This is a genomic window from Mesorhizobium sp. C416B, assembly GCF_030323165.1.
Taxonomy (GTDB): Bacteria; Pseudomonadota; Alphaproteobacteria; order Rhizobiales; family Rhizobiaceae; genus Mesorhizobium.
The window spans coordinates 5,538,939-5,556,487 of sequence record NZ_CP100471.1 but is presented as its reverse complement, the minus strand read 5'-3'; the positions used below and the strand labels follow the sequence as shown (position 1 = coordinate 5,556,487).

Below are 17,549 nucleotides of genomic sequence, written 5' to 3'. Positions count from 1 at the left end.
GCTACCCGAACATCCTCTCGCCTTGCTCGTCGACCAGTTGCATGCCCTTCTTGATCGAGATGTCGACGGCGTCGCCCAGTCCGGCAAAGCGATCGGCGCGGATGAATTTGTGTTCCTTCATCACGCCGTCGACTTCCTTCGAAACCACGCCGCAGGTCTGGTATTGGCCCCCCTCCGCCTTGTAGGGCGTGGCGCTGATCAAAAATCCCTTGTGCTCAACCTGCTTTGCCGGTGCTGCGCTCTTGGGCTCGCCCCCCTCACCGCCACCACCGAAAAGACGCTTCAGAAAAGACATGGGGCTTCCTCCAACGGCAATCATCCTGCACCACGTCTCGCGGTGCAGGATGATTTTCAGTACCGTTCCTCAGTCGAACGGGCAAGCGTTCTCGCCAGGGGTCAACCGTGCGATAGCGCTTCCAGGGCTTCAGCGGCGGCTTCCAGGACTGCAATCGCTTCAGCCTGCTTTTTAGCCGGCGCGTCGACGAGATCGCCGAGAGCGGCACGCAGCCGGTGGCGCACGGCGCGGAACTCGTCGCGGGCTTCCGAGCGACCACCACGCCGTCCGCCTTCCTCGCCGTCGTCGTTCCAGCCGAACCAGTCCCGCGCTTTGGCCATCTTGCGGCCGAAGCGCTCGAGATGCTCCAGCACGCCGTCGATCATTTCGCGATTTTCGTTGAGATGCGCCTGGCCCGCCTCGGTGATCGAAAACACCTTCTTGTTGCCGTCGGCGGCTGAAGCCGCATAGCCGGCCTCTTCCAGGAAGGTCAGCGTCGGATAGACGACGCCCGGGCTCGGGCTGTAGATGCCGCTGGTGCGCTCTTCCAGCGCCTTGATGATGTCGTAGCCGTGGCGCGGCGCCTCGGCCAGCAGCGACAGCGTGATCAGCTTGAGATCGCCGTCGGCCAGCATGCGCCCGGCACGAAACATGTCGCCCGGGCCGCCGCGTCCACCGCCGCGTCCGCCGTGGCCGAACGGACCAAAGCCGCCCCCTCTGCCACCAAATTTGCCGGCCATATGCAGGAAAGCGCGCTCGGCGCGCTCGCCAAAGGGATGATGTCTGTGCATGAATTGCTCCTTGAGTTATATCTTACGATACATCTTAATTAGGCTTGCCCCGCCGATGAGTCAAGATATATCTTACGATGTATCTAAAGACGGCGCCAGAAGGTTGATTTCGCCGCCGCCGGCAGCTAGAAAGCGCGTGAGGGCCAAAACCTCTCCGTAAGCGTCTGACGTCAAGCAACGCATCCACCCCGGTCTTTCCGGGCAGTTCCGCCGGAAACCCGGCGCAATGGATGCCAAATGCGACGGACCGGATGTTCAGGAAAATCCAAAAATGACCACGACCCGTAAGCGCGGCAAGCTGCCGGCGCGCTATGCCGCGATCGTCAGCCCGCTGGTGCTGTCGCTGCTGATGACCTTCATCGTCTCGTTCATATCGACGCTGAAAAGCCTTGGACTGCAACCTGATTTGCCGGCTGTCTGGCTCACTGCCTGGGGCCTGTCCTGGCTGGTAGCGTTCCCAACGTTGCTGATGGTGCTGCCGGCGGTGCGCCGCATTGTCGGCTGGCTTTGCGAGCCGGCGTCCCGGTAACGCCCATGACGGTATGGCCCGCAGTTATCTTCGGGCCTTGCCTCGCTACCAGCGGCCCTTGCGCCGGTTCCAGGCATAGAGAAGATCGGCGAAACGATCATAGGCCAAGCGCGTCAGCGGCAGCGCGACCGGATTGCCGAAGAGCGTCGCCAGCCAGCCCTCGCCCGGCGTCGCCCGCCAGACGGCAACCGCGACATCGGCGCCGACCAGCAGCCTGCCTTCGGCATCGGTGGCATGCAGCCGGCGGCGTATGTCCTCCAGCGAGGCGCTGTAGCCAGAGAGCGCCGCCGGTTCGAGGTTGATGTCGCGGAATTCGATCCGCCCGGCCTTGATCGCCTCGATCAGCCGCCGTTTCTGCCGGGTGATGCCGCCATCGCAAACCGGGCAGCGTGTGTTGTACCAGACGGTCAGCGCAGGCTTGGACATGGCGCGACTATCACCCTGACGGCACGGCCCCGCAATATGACGCCGAGCCGCACGGACCCGCGCCCAGCGCTATCCAAGCGAAGTGACGATCTCGCGATAGGCAAATTCCGGGAAAGCCTTGAGCGTTCGCGTCTTGACGCTGCCACCCGTTGCCAGCATCAGGGCGAAACGAGCAAGCACAGCATCGTCGGGCGCCTCGATAATCGCCACCATGTCATATTCGCCCATAGTCAGGTAAAACGCCTTGAACGAGCCGCCCATGTCGGCCAGTTGCTTCTTGGCGGCATCGAGCCGCTTCGGCGACTCTCGGATATTTCTGGCGCCCTGTTCCGTCCAGTTCATCAGCAGGATGTAGGTTGTCATCACACACCTCCCTCCGGCGCCACGGAGCACGGCTGAGGACATCAGCCGGGGCGGACATCCGGTTTTTCGCCCAGAACATGCATCCGACCAGGCAAGTATCCTCCCGACGGAGATGGGCGACAAGAGCCTTCACCCGGCAACAAAAAGGGCGCCATCGGCGCCCTTTTCGACTGCTGGTCTGTTGCCGGTATCAGCTGTCGAGGAAGCTCCTCAGCTTGCGGCTCCGGCTCGGGTGCTTGAGCTTGCGCAGCGCCTTGGCTTCGATCTGGCGGATACGCTCGCGCGTCACCGAGAACTGCTGGCCGACTTCTTCCAGCGTGTGGTCGGTGTTCATGCCGATGCCGAAGCGCATGCGCAGCACCCGCTCCTCGCGCGGCGTCAGCGAGGCGAGCACCCGCGTGGTGGTCTCGCGCAGATTGGCTTGGATCGCCGCATCGATCGGCAGGATCGCCATCTTGTCCTCGATGAAATCGCCCAGATGCGAATCCTCTTCGTCACCCACAGGGGTTTCGAGCGAGATCGGCTCCTTGGCGATCTTCAACACCTTGCGCACTTTTTCGAGCGGCATTGCGAGCTTTTCTGCCAGTTCCTCCGGCGTCGGCTCGCGGCCGATTTCATGCAGCATCTGGCGCGACGTGCGCACGATCTTGTTGATCGTTTCGATCATGTGCACCGGGATGCGGATGGTGCGCGCCTGGTCGGCGATCGAACGCGTGATCGCCTGCCGGATCCACCATGTCGCGTAGGTCGAGAACTTGTAGCCGCGGCGGTATTCGAATTTGTCGACCGCCTTCATCAAGCCGATATTGCCTTCCTGGATCAGGTCGAGGAACTGCAGGCCGCGATTGGTATATTTCTTGGCGATGGAGATGACGAGGCGCAGATTGGCCTCGACCATTTCCTTCTTGGCGATCGCGGCTTCGCGCTCGCCCTTCTGCACCTGGTTGACGATCTTGCGGAATTCCAGGATTGAGATCGCCGTCTCGGTTGCGAGGTTCTGGATTTCCGAACGCAGATCCTTGATCGCGTCTTTCTCGTTCTTGGTGAATTCCTTCCAACCGCGCGAGGTCAGGTTGCCGATCGAGCGCGTCCAGTTCGGGTCGAGCTCGGAGCCCTGATATTCCTTGAGGAACTCCTCGCGGCGCACGCCATAGCTTTCGGCCAGGCGCAGCAGCTTGCCTTCGTTCTGCACCAGCCGCTTGTTGATGTCGTAGAGCTGCTCGACCAGCGCCTCGATGCGCGCCGTGTTGAGCGACAGCGACTTCACCGCCTTGATCAGCTGGTCCTTCAGCTCCTTCAGGCGGCGGTCCTGGCTTGGCGACAGCGTGCCGGTCGCGGCCAGACGGTTCTCGACCTGCTGGTCCTGCAGCTTGCGCAGCTTCTTGTAGGTGTCGGCGATGACGTCGAGCGTCTCCATCACCTGCGGGCGCAGCTCCGCTTCCATCGCCGCCAGCGACAGGCTCGCCTCGTCCTCGTCTTCCTCGTCGTCATCGACCAGGCCGCGCGTGTCGGCGCCGACATTGGTGATGTCGTCTTCCTCGTCGCGTCCACGCCTCGGCTTGTCCTCGGCCTTGGGCGCCTCCTCGATGCGCTCGACCACCGGCGCCTGCTTGGCTTCGGGGCCGGCATAGGTGGCTTCGAGGTCGATGATCTCGCGCAGCAGGATCTTGGATTCGTTGAGCTCGTCACGCCAGATGATGATGGCCTGGAAGGTCAGCGGGCTTTCGCAGAGGCCCGCGATCATCGTCTCGCGGCCGGCCTCGATGCGCTTGGCGATCGCGATTTCGCCCTCGCGCGACAGGAGCTCGACCGAGCCCATCTCGCGCAGATACATGCGCACCGGGTCATCGGTGCGGTCGGTCGGCTCTTTCTTGGTGGTCGTGGCGGCGACGGCGGTGCCGGTCTGCTCGGCCAGTTCGTTGGCGTCTTCCTCGGCGTCGGCATTGCTGTCGGCGGCCTCGGGCTCCTCGCTCTGATCGTCGTCCTCGACCACGTTGATGCCCATGTCGGACAGCATCGCATTGATGTCTTCGATGCGATCCGGATCGGTCTCTTCCGACGGCAGCACCGCGTTCAGTTCGTCGAGAGTCACATAGCCGCGCTTCTTGGCGGCCTTGATCATCTTCTTGACAGCATCATCGGAAAGGTCGAGCAGAGGCCCATCGGTGGCGCCTTCACGTTCGGTCTCGACCTCTTCCTTTTCCTTTGTCGCCATAGTCTTTATCTTCTCCTAGCGGCCGAGCATCGAAGCCGCGTAGCTGCCGCACCGGTCAAACTACATGCGCTGGTGGCGCTTAACCGGGCCGGTAACCGAATCAACTCTTTTGTTTGTTCATATCGTGCCCCCAAAACCGGTTTTCACTTTTGGGCGATATGCATTAAGTCCAGATTAACCCTGATATCTGTGGCAGGCTGACAGCCTGTCCAGTGATCAGCACCTCGCGTCAGTGCATTTCCATCGACGCCGGCGCGGGTTAAGGTTTCGAATCGTCCTGATTCCGTCATTCTGCCAGAAGGTCAAGCGCCTCTCGCATGATTCGCATCAAAAAAGCGAATCAATTACCCGACTTAGAGGCGTCGATTCGACGCGCAGCACGTACAACATTCATTCTTGCGCAGGTTTCGACCTAGATGCGCCCACCCCTGCCCGAGGATACACCGAACCCTTCGATCAGCGCTTCCGTTGCTTGTACATCACGGAATTGCGCCTGAATCTCGATGAGGTGCCGGTAGTTTTCGTCAGTGGGATCGCTGGCGAGCGCTGCTTCCGCCTGTTTCAGCTCCTTATGTAAGGTGCGCGCGCTGCGCTGCAAGTGCAGCGCCTGGTTGAAGGCGTCGCGGGCATCGTCAAGCGCTGCGGTTTCCAGCGCGGGCCATTGCCTGGCCCGTTGGATGAGCGCCACGGCGCGCCCCCAGATATCGCTGCAGCCGGCACGTTCGATGGTGGCGATCACCGCGCTACGGTCATTGGCCATGTCGTGCGCCATCGCATCGAGGATGGCGGCGTGCAGCCGCTGCAGATCGGTGTTGGCGAGATCGAGGAACTCGACATGGGCGAAGTTCTCGTCGATCAGCGCCGGATGGTTGACGAGGGCTACGATGATCGTCGCCTCGCGCACCGACATCATCTCGCCACCGCGTTTGACCATGGCGGAGCGGCCGAGGCTTTCGGTGATCGCGGCGCGCGCGCCTGCCCCGCTGCCTTTGGCGAACTGTCCGCCGGGTGCGGGCGTTTTGCCCTGCCCCGGTTTCCAGTCCTGGCGACCTTGCCGCACTTCGCGCTGGGCGCTGAAGAAGGTCAGCTCCCGCTCGCGCATCCACTGCTGGTAGTGGTAGCGCTGGCTCTCATCGCGGATGCGGCTGGTCAGTTCGCGCAGCGTCTTTGTCAGCCCCGCCCGCCGCTCCGGCGTGTCGAAGACGCCACCGGATGTCTCACGCATCCACAACAAATCAGCGAGAGGCCGCGCTTCCGCCAGCACGGCACGAAACGCGTCCGGCCCTTCTGCCTTGACCAGATCGTCGGGATCCTTGCCCTCCGGCAACAGCGCAAAGCGCACCGACCGCCCGGCCTGCACCGACGGCAGCGCGAGATCCGCGGCGCGCCACGCCGCCTTCAGCCCGGCCTGGTCGCCGTCGAAGCACAGCATCGGCTCAGGCGCCATGCGCCACAGAAGTTCGAGCTGGTTTTCGGTGAGCGCGGTGCCGAGCGGCGCCACGGCGTTCTCGAAGCCGGCCTGCGCCAGCGCGATCACGTCCATATAGCCTTCGACGGCAATCACCGTGCCGCCTTTTGCCAGCGCTTTGCGGGCGCGGGCGAAATTGTAGAGCACATTGCCCTTGTGAAAGAGCTCGGTGTCGGGGGAATTCATGTATTTGGCCAGCGCATCGGGCGCCAGTGCCCGGCCGCCGAAGGCGATGATCTTGCCGCGCGAATCCGGGATCGGGAACATGATGCGATCGCGGAACCAGTCATAGGAGACCGGGATGTCGTCGCCATGACGCACCAGCCCGCAGGCCTCGATGTCGGCCTTGGGCACACCCTTGGCGGCAAGATGTTCCTTCAGCGCATTGCGGCTGTCGGGCGCAAAGCCCAGCCGGAACGATTGCTGCGTCGCCGGCGTCAGCCCGCGATCCCTGAGATAGGCGCGGGCTTTTGCACCCTCCGGTCCTTGCAGCCGCTCCTGGAAGAAGGCAGTCGCCATCTCCATGACGTCGGTCAGACTGGCGCGTTCCTTCTCACGCTGTTCTTCCCGCTCGTCGCGCACCGGCATCGGCACGCCGGCCATGTCGGCGATCTTCTCGACCGCTTCGGGAAAGCTTAATCCGTCGAGCTCGGTCAGGAACTTGAAATGATCGCCCGACACCGAACAGCCGAAACAGTGATAGCGGCCCTTCTTGTCCTCGCAGTGGAAGGAGGGGCTCTTTTCGCCATGGAACGGACAACAGGCCCAATAGTCGCCGCGCGAGGCGTTGGTCTTCTTCCTGTCCCATGCGACGCGCTGGCCGATGACCGATGAAATCGGCACACGGTCGCGTATCTCATCGAGAAAGGCGGGCGGAAAGCGCATTGGGGAACTCGTTTGTCCCTCATATAATCATGCGCGCGGAATCCGACGACCCTTATTGCGGACCATACCCGGTTTCCACAGCCAAAAAGCCCGGTTTCTACAGCCAAAAGAAAGGCGGCCGTTTCGGGCCGCCTCCTTTCAAGTCTCTGCATTGCGCCGGCGAGGCCGGGCTTAATGCGCGGCAATGGCGCCGAAGATGATGCCGGACAGGACGCTGACCAGCACATAGTCGTTGCCGACGCGGATCCATTCCTGGCCGCGGCCGGGGCGATGCAGGCCATAGCGGCCATAATCGCGGATCGGCTGGTGCCGCTTCCAGCTGGAATATTTCCGGCCATTGCGCCAATGGCTGCGCTTGACGACCACCGTCTTCTTCACGACGCGCTTCCTGACATCGACATGCTTGCCGGGCCTCTGCCAGTCGACCTGCGTGTAATTCGACTGCGGTGCGACCGGTGCGTTCACCGGTGCGGCCTGGCCGGTAAGCGAAGTGGCGGCCAGCATCGAGAAAGCGAGGGCGGAAAGAACAATACGTTTCATAGCGGGGCTCCTTGGTTGTCGATGCCTAGGGAATAGCGCCCGAAGGATGAACCGAAACTGAACACTAGCATTACATTTACGTAATGAAATCCGGTGCTTATCCTGGATATTTGAACATCATCGCAAAGGCGATTGCCGGGAGTCCGGCAAACCGGGACGATCCGCTGCCATCACCAGGGATCCGCCATGCAACCATTTGCGCATCCGTCCATTTTCCGACACGCCCTGTCGCGCCGCGACGGCTCTTGAAATCGACAAGATTTTATTACCCGGCTAAAATATTCCGGGATATTGTTCAAGACTGTCATGACCATGATTCGCAGCCCCGTTTTCCTCCCTGCACTGCGCGCCCTCCGCGTCGCGGTCCCTGTCTGCGTGCGGGTTTCGAAATGAGCGGCTCCGTCGTCCTGCTGCATCTGGCGGGCGCGGTGGCGCTGATGTTGTTTGCCACCCGCATGGTCAAGACAGGCGTCGAGCGCGCCTATGGCGACGTGCTGCGTCACCGGCTGCGCTCCACCATGCGCAATCCGATCATGGCGGTTTTGGCCGGCTGCGGCCTGTCCATCGCGCTGCAGAGCTCGACCGCCGTCACGCTTCTCGTCGGCTCCTTCGCCGGCGCCGGCATCGTCTCGGGCATGTCGGGCCAATTGGCTGTGCGCGGCGCCGAGATCGGCTCGGCGCTGGTGGTCAAGCTCTTGACCTTCGATCTGACTCTGCTGGTGCCGATCTGCCTCGTCGCCGGCACGGTCATGTTCATGGCCACCGAGCGGCGCGACTGGCGCCAGTTCGGCCGCATCCTGGTCGGCATCGGCCTTCTGGTACTGTCGCTGGAGATGATCGGCCAGGCCTCGGAGCCGCTGCGCCAGAGCACGCTGATGCCGCTCATCATCGAATATTTCTCCAGCGACTACGTCACCGCCTATCTGCTCGCCGCGCTCGTCACCTGGCTGTTCCACTCCTCGATCGCCGCCGTGCTTTTGATGGTCACGCTGGCCGGCCGCGGCTTCATCCCGCCCGAACTCGGCATCGTGCTGGTGCTCGGCGTCAATCTCGGCTCGTCGATCATCGCGCCGCTGCTCACCCGAAGTGCCGAACCTGGCGTGCGCGTCGTGCCGATCGGCAATCTGTTGATGCGCGGCATGGGCTCGCTGGTGATGCTGATCCTGTTCATGACGCTGAAGCCACCGGTCGCCTTCCTCGGCGCCACCGTGCCCGACCAGATCGTCAACGCCCACATCCTGTTCAATGTGCTGATCCTGCTCGCCGGCCTGCCGCTTGCCAGCCTGATCTATCGTGCCTCTGAGAAGATCGTCGCAATGGGCACCAAGCCGGCGCCTGCTACAGAGCTCGATGTGGTCGAACTCTCCGCCCTCAACGACGGCGCGCTCGACGTTCCGAGCCAGGCGCTGGCCAACGCCACCCGCGAGGTGGTGCGCGTCTGCGAGACGGTCGAGATCATGCTCAAGCGCATCATCGAGCTGTATGAAAGCGCCGACGGCGACAAGATCAAGGCGCTGGCCGCCCTTGACGACCGCGTCGACAGGAAGCACGCGGCGATCAAGCTCTATCTGGCCAAATTGACCAGGAACTCGCTCACAGAGGACGAGGCGCTGCGCTGCCAGGAGCTGATAGGCGCCTGCGTCAAGCTCGAGCAGGTCGGCGACATCATCGTGCGCAACATGCTGGTGCATGTGAAGAAGAAGTTCGAGCGCGGGCTGGAGTTCACGCCCGAGGGCTGGAGCGAGCTGCTCGCCTTTCACACCTCGGTGCTGGCCAATGCCAGGCTTGCTTTCAACGTGCTGGTGTCGCGCGACCCTGAGACCGCCCGCCAGCTGGTGCTGGAAAAGGACCGGCTGCGCGACCGCGAAAAGGAAACCAGCGCCAGCCATTTCGTGCGCCTGCGCGACGGCACCGCCAAGAGCGTCGAAACAAGTTCCATCCACCTCGACACCATCCGCGACCTGAAGCAGATCAACTCGCTGCTGGCGTCGATGGCCTACCCGGTGCTGGAAGAGCGCGGGTTGCTCGGTGGGTCGCGGTTGAAGGCAAGCTGATCAAGAAAACCTAAAGCGGCGTCGATAATTTCTGCATTGCCCACGAACCCCATCCATGGTTTGAGGCGACCTTATCCGAGGATCGCTTCCGCCATGCTCCCGCTCATTGCCCTGTTCATTGCCGCCTTTGCTTTCGGCACCACCGAATTCGTCATCGCCGGTGTATTGCCGCAAGTGGCCGACGGCCTTGGCGTTTCGATCCCGACTTCCGGCTATCTCGTCTCCGGCTATGCCGGCGGCATCGCCGTTGGTGGGCCATTGCTGGCGCTCGCCACCAAGGGCATTTCCCGCAAGACGCTACTGCTTTGCCTGACCGTCGCCTTCACCATCGGCCAGGCCGCTTGCGCGGCGGCGCCCGATTTTACCTCGATGCTGCTCTTGCGCATTGCGGTCGCCGTCGCACACGGCGCCTATTTCGGCGTCGCCATGGTGGTGGCTGTCGGCCTCGTGCCCGAGGACAAGCGCGGCATGGCCGTGGCTGTGATCCTCTCCGGCCTCACCGTATCCAATGTCATCGGCGTGCCGGCCGGCACCGCAATCGGCAATCTCTGGGGCTGGCGCGCCACCTTCTGGGTGATGTGCGCGCTGGGCGTGGTGGCGTTCGCCGCCATGGCTGCGCTTTTGCCGCGCACGACAGGCGCATCAAGGCCATCCGCCAGTCTTGGCAGCGAGTTTCGCGTGCTGGCGCGCCAGCAAGTCTGGACCTCGCTGATCCTGATGCTGACGTTGATGATCGGCCAGTTCGGCCTGTTCACCTACATCACCCCGACACTGCTTGAGGTGACCCATCTCGACGAGAGCCTGATCCCCTGGGTGCTGCTGCTCAACGGCGTCGGCGCCACCGTCGGTGTGTTTCTCGGCGGCAAGCTTTCCGATTGGAAGCTGATGCCGTCGCTGATCACCATGCTTGCGCTGCAGGCGGTGATGTTGGGCGTGATCTATGCCGTCAGCCCCTACCCCGTGCCGATGGTCATCGCCATCGTTATCTGGGGTGGCCTCAACTTCGCCATAGGCACGCCGATCCAGACCCGCATACTGGGCTGGACGGCGGACGCCTCCAACCTCGCCTCCTCGCTCATCCCCTCCGGCTTCAATGTCGGCATCGCGCTCGCCGCGTCGCTGGGCGCTGCCATGCTCAATGCCGGCTACGGCTATCGCAGCCTGCCGGTTGTGGGCGCTGCCGCCATGCTGGTGGCGGTGGTGGTGGCACTTGCCTCCTACATCTGGGAGGGGCGCAGCCGGGCAGCGCCGCCGCTGCCGGCAGCGGCCGAATAGCGTCGGACTACAAATCGATCCGGAACAACAAACTCTCGGCGCCGCCATACGCGGCGTCCTTGATGAACGGACCGACCACACGGCCGCCATTGGCCAGCACCACCTTCTGCGAGGCCGGATTGTCGAGGTCGGTGGTGATCTCGACATATGGCAAACCAACAGCCCTCGCCTCGTCCAGCATCAGCCGCAGCGCCTCGGTCGCATAGCCTCGTCCGCGCTTCCACGGCACCACGGCATAGCCGATATGGCCGAGCACATGCGACGGCAGCGCGGCCGTACCCGGCTGCCAGCGAAAGCCGATCGAGCCGGCGGCCTCGCCGTCCCAGATCCAGCGCCGGAAGCCCGGCAGCCGCGGCACGGTCGTGCCGTCCGGCAAGGTAATCGGGCCTCCTTTGGCCTCGGGATCGTCGAGGCTGGCAAGGAACGCCGCGGGATCCTCGTCGATCGCCGCAAGTTGCTCGCGCGTCGCTTCCATCAGCCGGACATTGTCCGGCGACCAGCCACGCTCGAGCGCCGCCTTGTAGGAGGGCAGATGTTCGAGCGTGGGTTTGACGATTTCGATCATGGTGGGTCTCTCCGGCAGGTCAAGGCTTGCTCGCTTAAGCCGGTGCGGACCGTTTCTTGCCCAGAGGTAATGCCCCTGCTCTCCTTCGCCATTGAAGTGGTGTCGGCTCCTACTGCAGCAGGCCTTTGACGATGCCGCTAGCCTTGCCGAAATCCATCTGGCCGGCATATTTCTGCTTCAGCACAGCGATCACCTTGCCCATGTCCTTCTGGCTGGTCGCACCGGTAGCAGTGATCGCTTCGCGCGCCGCTGCAGTCACCGCCGCCTCGTCCAACTGCGTCGGCAGGAAGCCGCGGATGATCTCCATCTCGCCACGCTCCTGCGCCGCCAGTTCCGGGCGCTTGCCGTCCTCGAACGCCTTGGCCGATTCCTCGCGCTGCTTCACCATTTTGGCCAGGATCTGCAGGATCTCCTCGTCGCTGGCGGGGTCCTTGGCCGAGCCGCGATTGGCTATGTCGCGGTCGTGAATGGCGGCCTGGATGAGCCGCAGTGTCGGCAGCCGGTGCTTGTCCTGCGCCTTCATCGCGCTCTTCAGGGATTCGGCGATTTTTGCGCGCATGATGCTTTCTCCTTCGAACGGTGCGGACAATAACGGTGGCGAACTCGTAAAGCAAACACGCCAAGCCTCTGATATTGTTCGACGAAACAAATGCTCGCCGTTTTTGGCACGGGCATCATTGACCGCTCTGGCGCCTTCCCCTATGTACTCGGCCTTGCACAAGACAAAGAATTGATGCGCGCAGGCTCGAGAGATCGGCCGCGCCGTTTGCTGCGCAGATGGCCCGCCATCGAAGCGCGCAGCGTGACAGGAGCGTCGCCATGGCCGAGATGACCCCCGGACTGACCCCGCCTTGGGCAACCGAAAAGCCGACCGCCCTTCTGGTGCTGGCCGACGGCACCGTCATCGAGGGTCGCGGCCTCGGCGCCACCGGTTCCGCCGTTGCCGAAGTCTGCTTCAACACCGCGCTCACCGGCTACCAGGAAATTCTCACCGACCCGTCCTATGCCGGCCAGATCGTCACCTTCACCTTCCCGCATATCGGCAACATCGGCACCAATGACGAGGACATCGAGGACTTGAACCCGGTCGCCCGTGCCGGCGCCGTCGGCGCGGTGTTCAAGGCCGATGTCACCAACCCGTCCAACTACCGCGCCGGCACCGGGCTGGACCAGTGGCTGAAGAAGCGCGGCATCGTCGCGCTGTCGGGCATCGACACCCGGGCGCTGACCGCGCTGATCCGCGAAAAGGGCATGCCCAATGCCGTCATTGCGCACGCGCCCGACGGCATCTTCGACCTCGACGATTTGAAGCGGCGGGCCGCCGCCTGGTCGGGCCTGATCGGGCTTGACCTCGCCAAGGAAGTCACCTCCGGCCAGTCCTCGGTCTGGCGTGGAACGCCCTGGGTGTGGAACGAAGGCTTTGGCGAACAGGCCGAGCCGTCGATGCACGTCGTCGCCATCGACTACGGCGTCAAGCGTAACATCCTTCGCCTGCTTTCCGGCCTCGGCGCCAAGGTCACCGTGGTTCCGGCCGGTACCGGTTCGGAAGAAATCCTGGCCATGCAGCCCGACGGCATCTTCCTCTCCAACGGCCCCGGCGACCCGGAAGCCACCGGCGACTACGCGGTGCCGGTCATCCAGGACCTGCTCAAGACCGATATTCCGGTGTTCGGCATCTGCCTCGGCCACCAGATGCTGGCCCTGGCGCTCGGCGGCAAGACCGCCAAGATGCACCAGGGCCATCACGGCGCCAACCACCCGGTCAAGGATCATACCACCGGCAAGGTCGAGATCGTCTCGATGAACCACGGCTTTGCCGTCGATGCCGACTCCTTGCCCGAGGGCGTCGAGGAAACCCATGTCTCGCTGTTCGATGGCTCGAACTGCGGCATCGCGCTGACCGGACGTCCGGTGTTCTCGGTCCAGCACCACCCCGAGGCCTCGCCCGGCCCGCAGGACTCGCACTATCTGTTCCGCCGCTTCGTCAACCTGATCCGCGAAAAGCGCGGCGAGGAATTGCTGGCCGAGCGCGCCTGAGCCTTGCCAAGCAGAATTAAGCGATAACATCGCTTAACATAAAGCGATAAATCTGCGATATTCCTGCCGTGAAGACGATCATCCTCTCGGCGTCGGCAGCTCGCGATCTCGATAATCTGCCGGCCGATGTCCGCGAGCAGGTTACCGAGGGCTTGAACACTTATGCCATCAGCGGGCGTGGAGATGTGAAACGTCTTGCCGGCCGAGACGGTTACAGACTTCGGATCGGTCGCTACCGCGTTATCTTCGATGAAGATCGCACGACAATCCTCGCGATCTACATCGGCAAGCGCGAAACGACGACCTACAGCCGGCCATAGGACAGGACATCATGAACGCTCCGCAAATCATAAGGACTTCAACCGGGGAAGAACTGGTCGTCATCCCGAAGGCTGACTACGAGGCATTGCTGCATGCCGCCGAAGAAGCCAGAGAAGACGCTGCGGATGTGGCGATCTACGATGAGCGGAAGGCCGAGCTCAAAACGGAAAAGCCCCTGCCCGCCGAGGTGACCATGGATATTTTGCGAGGTTCCAGCCGGCTCAAGGCGCTGCGCAACTGGCGCAAGCTGACGCAAGCCGAATTGGCTGATGCCATCGGTGTCAGCCAGGGCTTCCTGTCGGACCTTGAATCTAATCGCCGCAAACCATCGGCGCAGACCAGCGCCATGCTGGCGAAGGCATTGGATGTGCCTGGCGAATGGATTGAATCCTAGTCCCTGAACCTTACGGCACCGGCCGGCCTTCGCTGGCTTCCAAAATGGCGAACCATTGCTGGCGGTCGAGCGCGATATCGAGTGCCTTGACCATGGCGGCCAGCCGCTCGGGCTTCATCGTGCCCAGCACCGGCACCAGCCGGGCCGGATGGCGCAGCAACCAGGCGATGGCGACAGCGGCGAGATCGCCGGCGCCGATCTCGGCAGCCACCGCCGCGATTGCCGCCCTGACCCGCGCCTCACGCCCTTCCTTGCCGGTGAACAGCAAGCCGCCGCCAAGCGGCGACCAGATCATCGGCGCATAGCCGAGGCGCTGCGCATGATCGAGGCTGCCATCGGTCAGCGCATTGGTTTTCAGCACCGACATCTCGATCTGATTGGTGGCCAAGGCAAATGGCAGCCGCGAAGCCAGAAGGTCGAACTGCGAGGGCGTGAAATTCGAAACGCCGACTGCCCGCACCTTTCCTGATTTGACCAGGCCGGCAAGGGCGGCCGCCGTCTCGTCGGCATCCATCAGCGGATCCGGCCGGTGCAGCAACAACAGGTCGAGATAGTCGGTGCCGAGATTGGCGAGCGAACGGTCGACCGAGGCGACGATATGGGCGGCACTGGTGTCGTAGTGCTTCAGCCGGTTCAGCGGCCGGGTTGCCGATGCCAGCATGATGTCGCATTTCGAGATCAATTCGATGCTCTCGCGCTTGCCCTTCCAGCGCGACAAGCCAGCGCCGAACGCCGCTTCGACCTCGTAATTGCCATAGATATCGGCATGGTCGAAACTGGTCAGGCCAAGGTCGACCGCGCTGCCGATCAACCGCGCGACCTGATCGGCATCCGGGCGCGCGGCGCTGTCGAGCAGGCGCCAGGCGCCGAACACCAGCCGCGAAAGCGACAAGCCGTCCTTGGTCAGCTTTATGCGGCTGTCATGGCTCATAGCTGTGCTCCATCTTCAGCGACGCCGGTGGCGGCGCTCCTCACCGCCGCCGGCCGCGCCACTTTCGTCACGAAGACGATGACTGCAAGTGTCAGGAAGCATGCCCCAACCAGATAGGGCGCGCCGCCGAATGTCACGGGCGCGTTCGGCCCGGTGAACCAGGAAAAGATCGCGGTGTAGAGCAGCGGCGAGATGATCGATGTGATCGAGAAGATCGACGTCATCGCGCCCTGCAATTCGCCTTGCGCCGATGGCGGCACCTTGGCGGCGGCGAGGCTCCTCAGCGGCGGATCGGCCAATGCTTCGAGGCAGCCGACGACGATCACCGCATAAATCATCCAGCCTTGCGAGGCGAAGGCGTAGCCGAAGGCGCTGGCCGCCGTGAATGTCAGGCCGATGACCGCCGTCCTCCATTCACCAAGTTTGGGGATCACGCGCGGCAGCACCGTCGCCATGACGATCGCCCCACACAGGCCGAAGGCGCCGAGCGAGAAGCCGATCTGCTGCTCGCTCCAGCCATAACGATAATTGGACACGAACGACCACACCGCCGGATACATCATGTGGCCGAGCGTCATTAGGAAGAAGGCGAGCCCGATCCAGCCGATGCCCTGATATTGGCGCATCTGCAGCAGCGTGCCGACCGGGTTGGCGCGTTTCCACTCGAAGCGGCGGCGGTGCTTTTCATCGAGCGTTTCAGGCAGGAAGAACATGGCGATGAGGAAGTTCACGAAGGCAAGCCCGGCGGCAAAGTAAAACGGCACTCGCGGCCCGAACGTGCCGAGCAGCCCGCCCAGCACCGGCCCAATGACGAAGCCGACGCCGAAGGCGATGCCGAGCAGACCGAAATTCTTCGCCCGGTTGTCATCGTTCGAGATGTCGGCAATGAAGGCCGACGTCGTCGAATAGCTGGCGCCCGAAATGCCGGCCAGCACGCGGCCGATGAACAGCATCGGATAGGACCAGGCGATGGCGCAGATCAGATTGTCGATCGAGAATGTAAGCACCGAGGCAAGCAGGATCGGCCGCCGCCCGAAGCGGTCGCTCAATCCACCCATGATTGGCGCGAAGAAGAACTGCATCGCCGCATAGACGAAGAACAGCCAGCCGCCTTCGATCGCCGCTTCGCTGATGCCGACGCCGGAAAGCTCCCTGAGAAAGGCCGGCAACACCGGCATGATCATGCCGAAGCCGATAATGTCGAGCAGCAGCGTGGTGAAGACGAGCGCAAGGCCCCGCCTGGCGGTTTTGGGGTCGATCATGATGGCGTCTGCTCCCTGAGACCGCCCTTGGGCGGGCGCCCGTTATAGGCGAGGCGCCACTTTGGAACAATAGGAGAACGCCTCAGGCGTTCTCCTCCTGACATCTGTTGCCGGTGGTGAATCGGCCCGCCGACGGATGCGCTTTGGACCGCGGTCGGCTGGAACTTGCGAGCGCCTCAAACCGGACCGGTCAGCGTGTTGCAATCCGACAGCTTGCCGCTCTTGTAGCCGCGCGCCAGCCAGGTCTGCCGCTGCTGCGACGTCCCGTGGTTGAAGCTTTCCGGCACGACATAGCCCTGCATCTTCTTCTGCAGCGTATCGTCGCCGATCTGCTTGGCGGCGTTGAGCGCCTCTTCGATGTCGCCCTGTTCCAGAATGCCCTTCTGCGCGGTGAAATGCGCCCAAACGCCGGCGAAGCAGTCGGCCTGCAGCTCGATGCGCACCGACATCTGGTTGGCTTCCGCCTCACCCATCGACTGCCGCATCTGGTTGAACTTGGGCAGGATGCCGGTGAGGTTCTGCACATGGTGACCGACTTCATGAGCGATCACATAGGCTTGGGCGAAATCCCCCGAGGCGCCGAACTGCTGGTCGAGCTGCTGGAAGAAGGTGGTGTCGAGGTAGACCTTGTGGTCGCCGGGACAATAGAACGGTCCGGCTGCCGTCGAGGCGGAGCCGCAGGCCGAGCGGATCTGGCCGCTGAACAGCACAAGCTTCGGGTCCTCGTATTTCAGGCCCTGCGACTGGAAGATGCCGGTCCAGGTCTCTTCGGTCTCGGCCAGCACGGTCGCCACGAACTGCTTCATCTCGTCGGAAGCAGGCGTGCCGGCGCCGTCGTCCTGGCCGCCGCTGTTGTCGGTAATCTGGCCACCGCCACCCGGCAGCACGCCGCCGCCGTCGCCGCTGCCCAGGATCTGCGACGGGTCGAAGCCGAAATACCATCCGGCCAGCACCACGAGGACGACCAGCAATATGCTGCCGCCGCCGCCGGTGCGGCCGCCGATCGGGATGCGGAACTGGCCAGGGCTGCCGCCGCCGAAACCACCACCGCCGCCGCTGTCGCTGCGCTCGTCCTCGACATTGTCACTCTGACGGCGGCCCTTCCAGAGCATGGCAACTCCCCGTATGCAAATTTCGGCTGGCTTGGCCGATGTCGTGGCCCACTCCGACCCAACAGACAATTATCGCAATGGTTGCGCCAAGTCACAGTATTTTTCGT

General features: G+C 63.1%; 18 protein-coding genes. 6 read left to right on the top strand and 12 right to left on the bottom strand.

Annotated features, from left to right (window positions below; all coding sequences use genetic code 11):
- Position 1: 1 nt before the first annotated feature.
- Together NLY43_RS27145 and NLY43_RS27140 are read right to left on the bottom strand one after the other, a co-directional pair.
- On the bottom strand, positions 2 to 295 hold the full coding sequence (locus NLY43_RS27145) for an HlyU family transcriptional regulator (protein WP_023701148.1): 294 nt from the start codon (positions 293 to 295) through the stop codon (positions 2 to 4).
- Positions 296 to 396: 101 nt separating this feature from the next.
- Positions 397 to 1,065, bottom strand: a complete 669-nt coding sequence (locus NLY43_RS27140; RefSeq protein WP_023711208.1) for a PadR family transcriptional regulator — start codon at positions 1,063 to 1,065, stop codon at positions 397 to 399.
- 271 nt (positions 1,066 to 1,336) lie between these two features.
- Here NLY43_RS27140 and NLY43_RS27135 point away from each other — a divergent pair, with 271 nt between their 5' ends.
- Entirely contained in the window at positions 1,337 to 1,594 is a 258-nt protein-coding gene (locus NLY43_RS27135; RefSeq protein WP_023672449.1) for a DUF2798 domain-containing protein, read from the top strand.
- A gap of 45 nt (positions 1,595 to 1,639) precedes the next feature.
- Here the strand turns inward: NLY43_RS27135 and NLY43_RS27130 are convergent, their stop codons facing one another.
- From NLY43_RS27130 to NLY43_RS27110, 5 genes are all read right to left on the bottom strand, one after another.
- Entirely contained in the window at positions 1,640 to 2,020 is a 381-nt protein-coding gene (locus tag NLY43_RS27130; protein ID WP_023697082.1) for a thiol-disulfide oxidoreductase DCC family protein, read from the bottom strand.
- A 69-nt stretch (positions 2,021 to 2,089) separates the two neighbouring features.
- Positions 2,090 to 2,383, bottom strand: a complete 294-nt coding sequence (locus tag NLY43_RS27125; RefSeq protein ID WP_023672447.1) for a GYD domain-containing protein — start codon at positions 2,381 to 2,383, stop codon at positions 2,090 to 2,092.
- 190 nt (positions 2,384 to 2,573) lie between these two features.
- Entirely contained in the window at positions 2,574 to 4,598 is a 2,025-nt protein-coding gene (rpoD, locus tag NLY43_RS27120) for an RNA polymerase sigma factor RpoD (protein ID WP_023672446.1), read from the bottom strand.
- A 412-nt stretch (positions 4,599 to 5,010) separates the two neighbouring features.
- Positions 5,011 to 6,951 (bottom strand): DNA primase, encoded by a 1,941-nt coding sequence (dnaG, locus tag NLY43_RS27115; RefSeq protein WP_023711207.1) that lies wholly within the window; start codon positions 6,949 to 6,951, stop codon positions 5,011 to 5,013.
- Between the two features lie 171 nt (positions 6,952 to 7,122).
- Positions 7,123 to 7,491, bottom strand: a complete 369-nt coding sequence (locus NLY43_RS27110; protein WP_023683794.1) for an RcnB family protein — start codon at positions 7,489 to 7,491, stop codon at positions 7,123 to 7,125.
- A 389-nt stretch (positions 7,492 to 7,880) separates the two neighbouring features.
- Between NLY43_RS27110 and NLY43_RS27105 the strand changes: the two genes are divergently transcribed.
- Positions 7,881 to 9,545: a Na/Pi cotransporter family protein gene (locus tag NLY43_RS27105; protein ID WP_023672443.1), complete on the top strand. Its 1,665-nt coding sequence runs from the start codon at positions 7,881 to 7,883 to the stop codon at positions 9,543 to 9,545.
- Between the two features lie 93 nt (positions 9,546 to 9,638).
- On the top strand, positions 9,639 to 10,820 hold the full coding sequence (locus tag NLY43_RS27100; protein WP_023711206.1) for an MFS transporter: 1,182 nt from the start codon (positions 9,639 to 9,641) through the stop codon (positions 10,818 to 10,820).
- Between the two features lie 7 nt (positions 10,821 to 10,827).
- Here the strand turns inward: NLY43_RS27100 and NLY43_RS27095 are convergent, their stop codons facing one another.
- Positions 10,828 to 11,385, bottom strand: coding sequence for a GNAT family N-acetyltransferase (locus NLY43_RS27095; RefSeq protein WP_023683792.1), 558 nt, complete (start codon positions 11,383 to 11,385; stop codon positions 10,828 to 10,830).
- Between the two features lie 109 nt (positions 11,386 to 11,494).
- Complete coding sequence (locus NLY43_RS27090; protein ID WP_031197556.1) at positions 11,495 to 11,944, bottom strand: GatB/YqeY domain-containing protein; 450 nt, start codon at positions 11,942 to 11,944, stop codon at positions 11,495 to 11,497.
- A 260-nt stretch (positions 11,945 to 12,204) separates the two neighbouring features.
- On the opposite strand from NLY43_RS27090, the gene carA reads away from it, so the two are divergent.
- From carA to NLY43_RS27075, 3 genes are all read left to right on the top strand, one after another.
- Complete coding sequence (gene carA, locus NLY43_RS27085; RefSeq protein WP_031199239.1) at positions 12,205 to 13,422, top strand: glutamine-hydrolyzing carbamoyl-phosphate synthase small subunit; 1,218 nt, start codon at positions 12,205 to 12,207, stop codon at positions 13,420 to 13,422.
- Positions 13,423 to 13,490: 68 nt separating this feature from the next.
- On the top strand, positions 13,491 to 13,742 hold the full coding sequence (locus tag NLY43_RS27080; protein WP_023711204.1) for a type II toxin-antitoxin system RelE family toxin: 252 nt from the start codon (positions 13,491 to 13,493) through the stop codon (positions 13,740 to 13,742).
- A gap of 11 nt (positions 13,743 to 13,753) precedes the next feature.
- Entirely contained in the window at positions 13,754 to 14,137 is a 384-nt protein-coding gene (locus tag NLY43_RS27075) for a helix-turn-helix domain-containing protein (protein ID WP_023711203.1), read from the top strand.
- Between the two features lie 10 nt (positions 14,138 to 14,147).
- Here NLY43_RS27075 and NLY43_RS27070 read toward each other — a convergent pair whose 3' ends face one another.
- The 3 genes from NLY43_RS27070 to ypfJ form a co-directional block, all read right to left on the bottom strand.
- Positions 14,148 to 15,068 (bottom strand): aldo/keto reductase, encoded by a 921-nt coding sequence (locus NLY43_RS27070; protein ID WP_023711202.1) that lies wholly within the window; start codon positions 15,066 to 15,068, stop codon positions 14,148 to 14,150.
- Entirely contained in the window at positions 15,065 to 16,330 is a 1,266-nt protein-coding gene (locus NLY43_RS27065; protein WP_023711201.1) for a TCR/Tet family MFS transporter, read from the bottom strand. The genes NLY43_RS27070 and NLY43_RS27065 overlap by 4 nt, the downstream gene beginning before the upstream one ends.
- Positions 16,331 to 16,506: 176 nt before the next feature.
- Complete coding sequence (ypfJ, locus tag NLY43_RS27060) at positions 16,507 to 17,442, bottom strand: KPN_02809 family neutral zinc metallopeptidase (protein WP_023672436.1); 936 nt, start codon at positions 17,440 to 17,442, stop codon at positions 16,507 to 16,509.
- Positions 17,443 to 17,549: the final 107 nt, after the last annotated feature.

Coding starts and splice junctions, on each gene's coding strand:
- NLY43_RS27145 (WP_023701148.1), bottom strand. CDS start 295: ATGTCTTTTCTGAAGCGTCTTTTCGGTGGTGGCGGTGAGGGGGGCGAG.
- NLY43_RS27140 (WP_023711208.1), bottom strand. CDS start 1,065: ATGCACAGACATCATCCCTTTGGCGAGCGCGCCGAGCGCGCTTTCCTG.
- NLY43_RS27135 (WP_023672449.1), top strand. CDS start 1,337: ATGACCACGACCCGTAAGCGCGGCAAGCTGCCGGCGCGCTATGCCGCG.
- NLY43_RS27130 (WP_023697082.1), bottom strand. CDS start 2,020: ATGTCCAAGCCTGCGCTGACCGTCTGGTACAACACACGCTGCCCGGTT.
- NLY43_RS27125 (WP_023672447.1), bottom strand. CDS start 2,383: ATGACAACCTACATCCTGCTGATGAACTGGACGGAACAGGGCGCCAGA.
- rpoD (WP_023672446.1), bottom strand. CDS start 4,598: ATGGCGACAAAGGAAAAGGAAGAGGTCGAGACCGAACGTGAAGGCGCC.
- dnaG (WP_023711207.1), bottom strand. CDS start 6,951: ATGCGCTTTCCGCCCGCCTTTCTCGATGAGATACGCGACCGTGTGCCG.
- NLY43_RS27110 (WP_023683794.1), bottom strand. CDS start 7,491: ATGAAACGTATTGTTCTTTCCGCCCTCGCTTTCTCGATGCTGGCCGCC.
- NLY43_RS27105 (WP_023672443.1), top strand. CDS start 7,881: ATGAGCGGCTCCGTCGTCCTGCTGCATCTGGCGGGCGCGGTGGCGCTG.
- NLY43_RS27100 (WP_023711206.1), top strand. CDS start 9,639: ATGCTCCCGCTCATTGCCCTGTTCATTGCCGCCTTTGCTTTCGGCACC.
- NLY43_RS27095 (WP_023683792.1), bottom strand. CDS start 11,385: ATGATCGAAATCGTCAAACCCACGCTCGAACATCTGCCCTCCTACAAG.
- NLY43_RS27090 (WP_031197556.1), bottom strand. CDS start 11,944: ATGCGCGCAAAAATCGCCGAATCCCTGAAGAGCGCGATGAAGGCGCAG.
- carA (WP_031199239.1), top strand. CDS start 12,205: ATGGCCGAGATGACCCCCGGACTGACCCCGCCTTGGGCAACCGAAAAG.
- NLY43_RS27075 (WP_023711203.1), top strand. CDS start 13,754: ATGAACGCTCCGCAAATCATAAGGACTTCAACCGGGGAAGAACTGGTC.
- NLY43_RS27070 (WP_023711202.1), bottom strand. CDS start 15,068: ATGAGCCATGACAGCCGCATAAAGCTGACCAAGGACGGCTTGTCGCTT.
- NLY43_RS27065 (WP_023711201.1), bottom strand. CDS start 16,330: ATGATCGACCCCAAAACCGCCAGGCGGGGCCTTGCGCTCGTCTTCACC.
- ypfJ (WP_023672436.1), bottom strand. CDS start 17,442: ATGCTCTGGAAGGGCCGCCGTCAGAGTGACAATGTCGAGGACGAGCGC.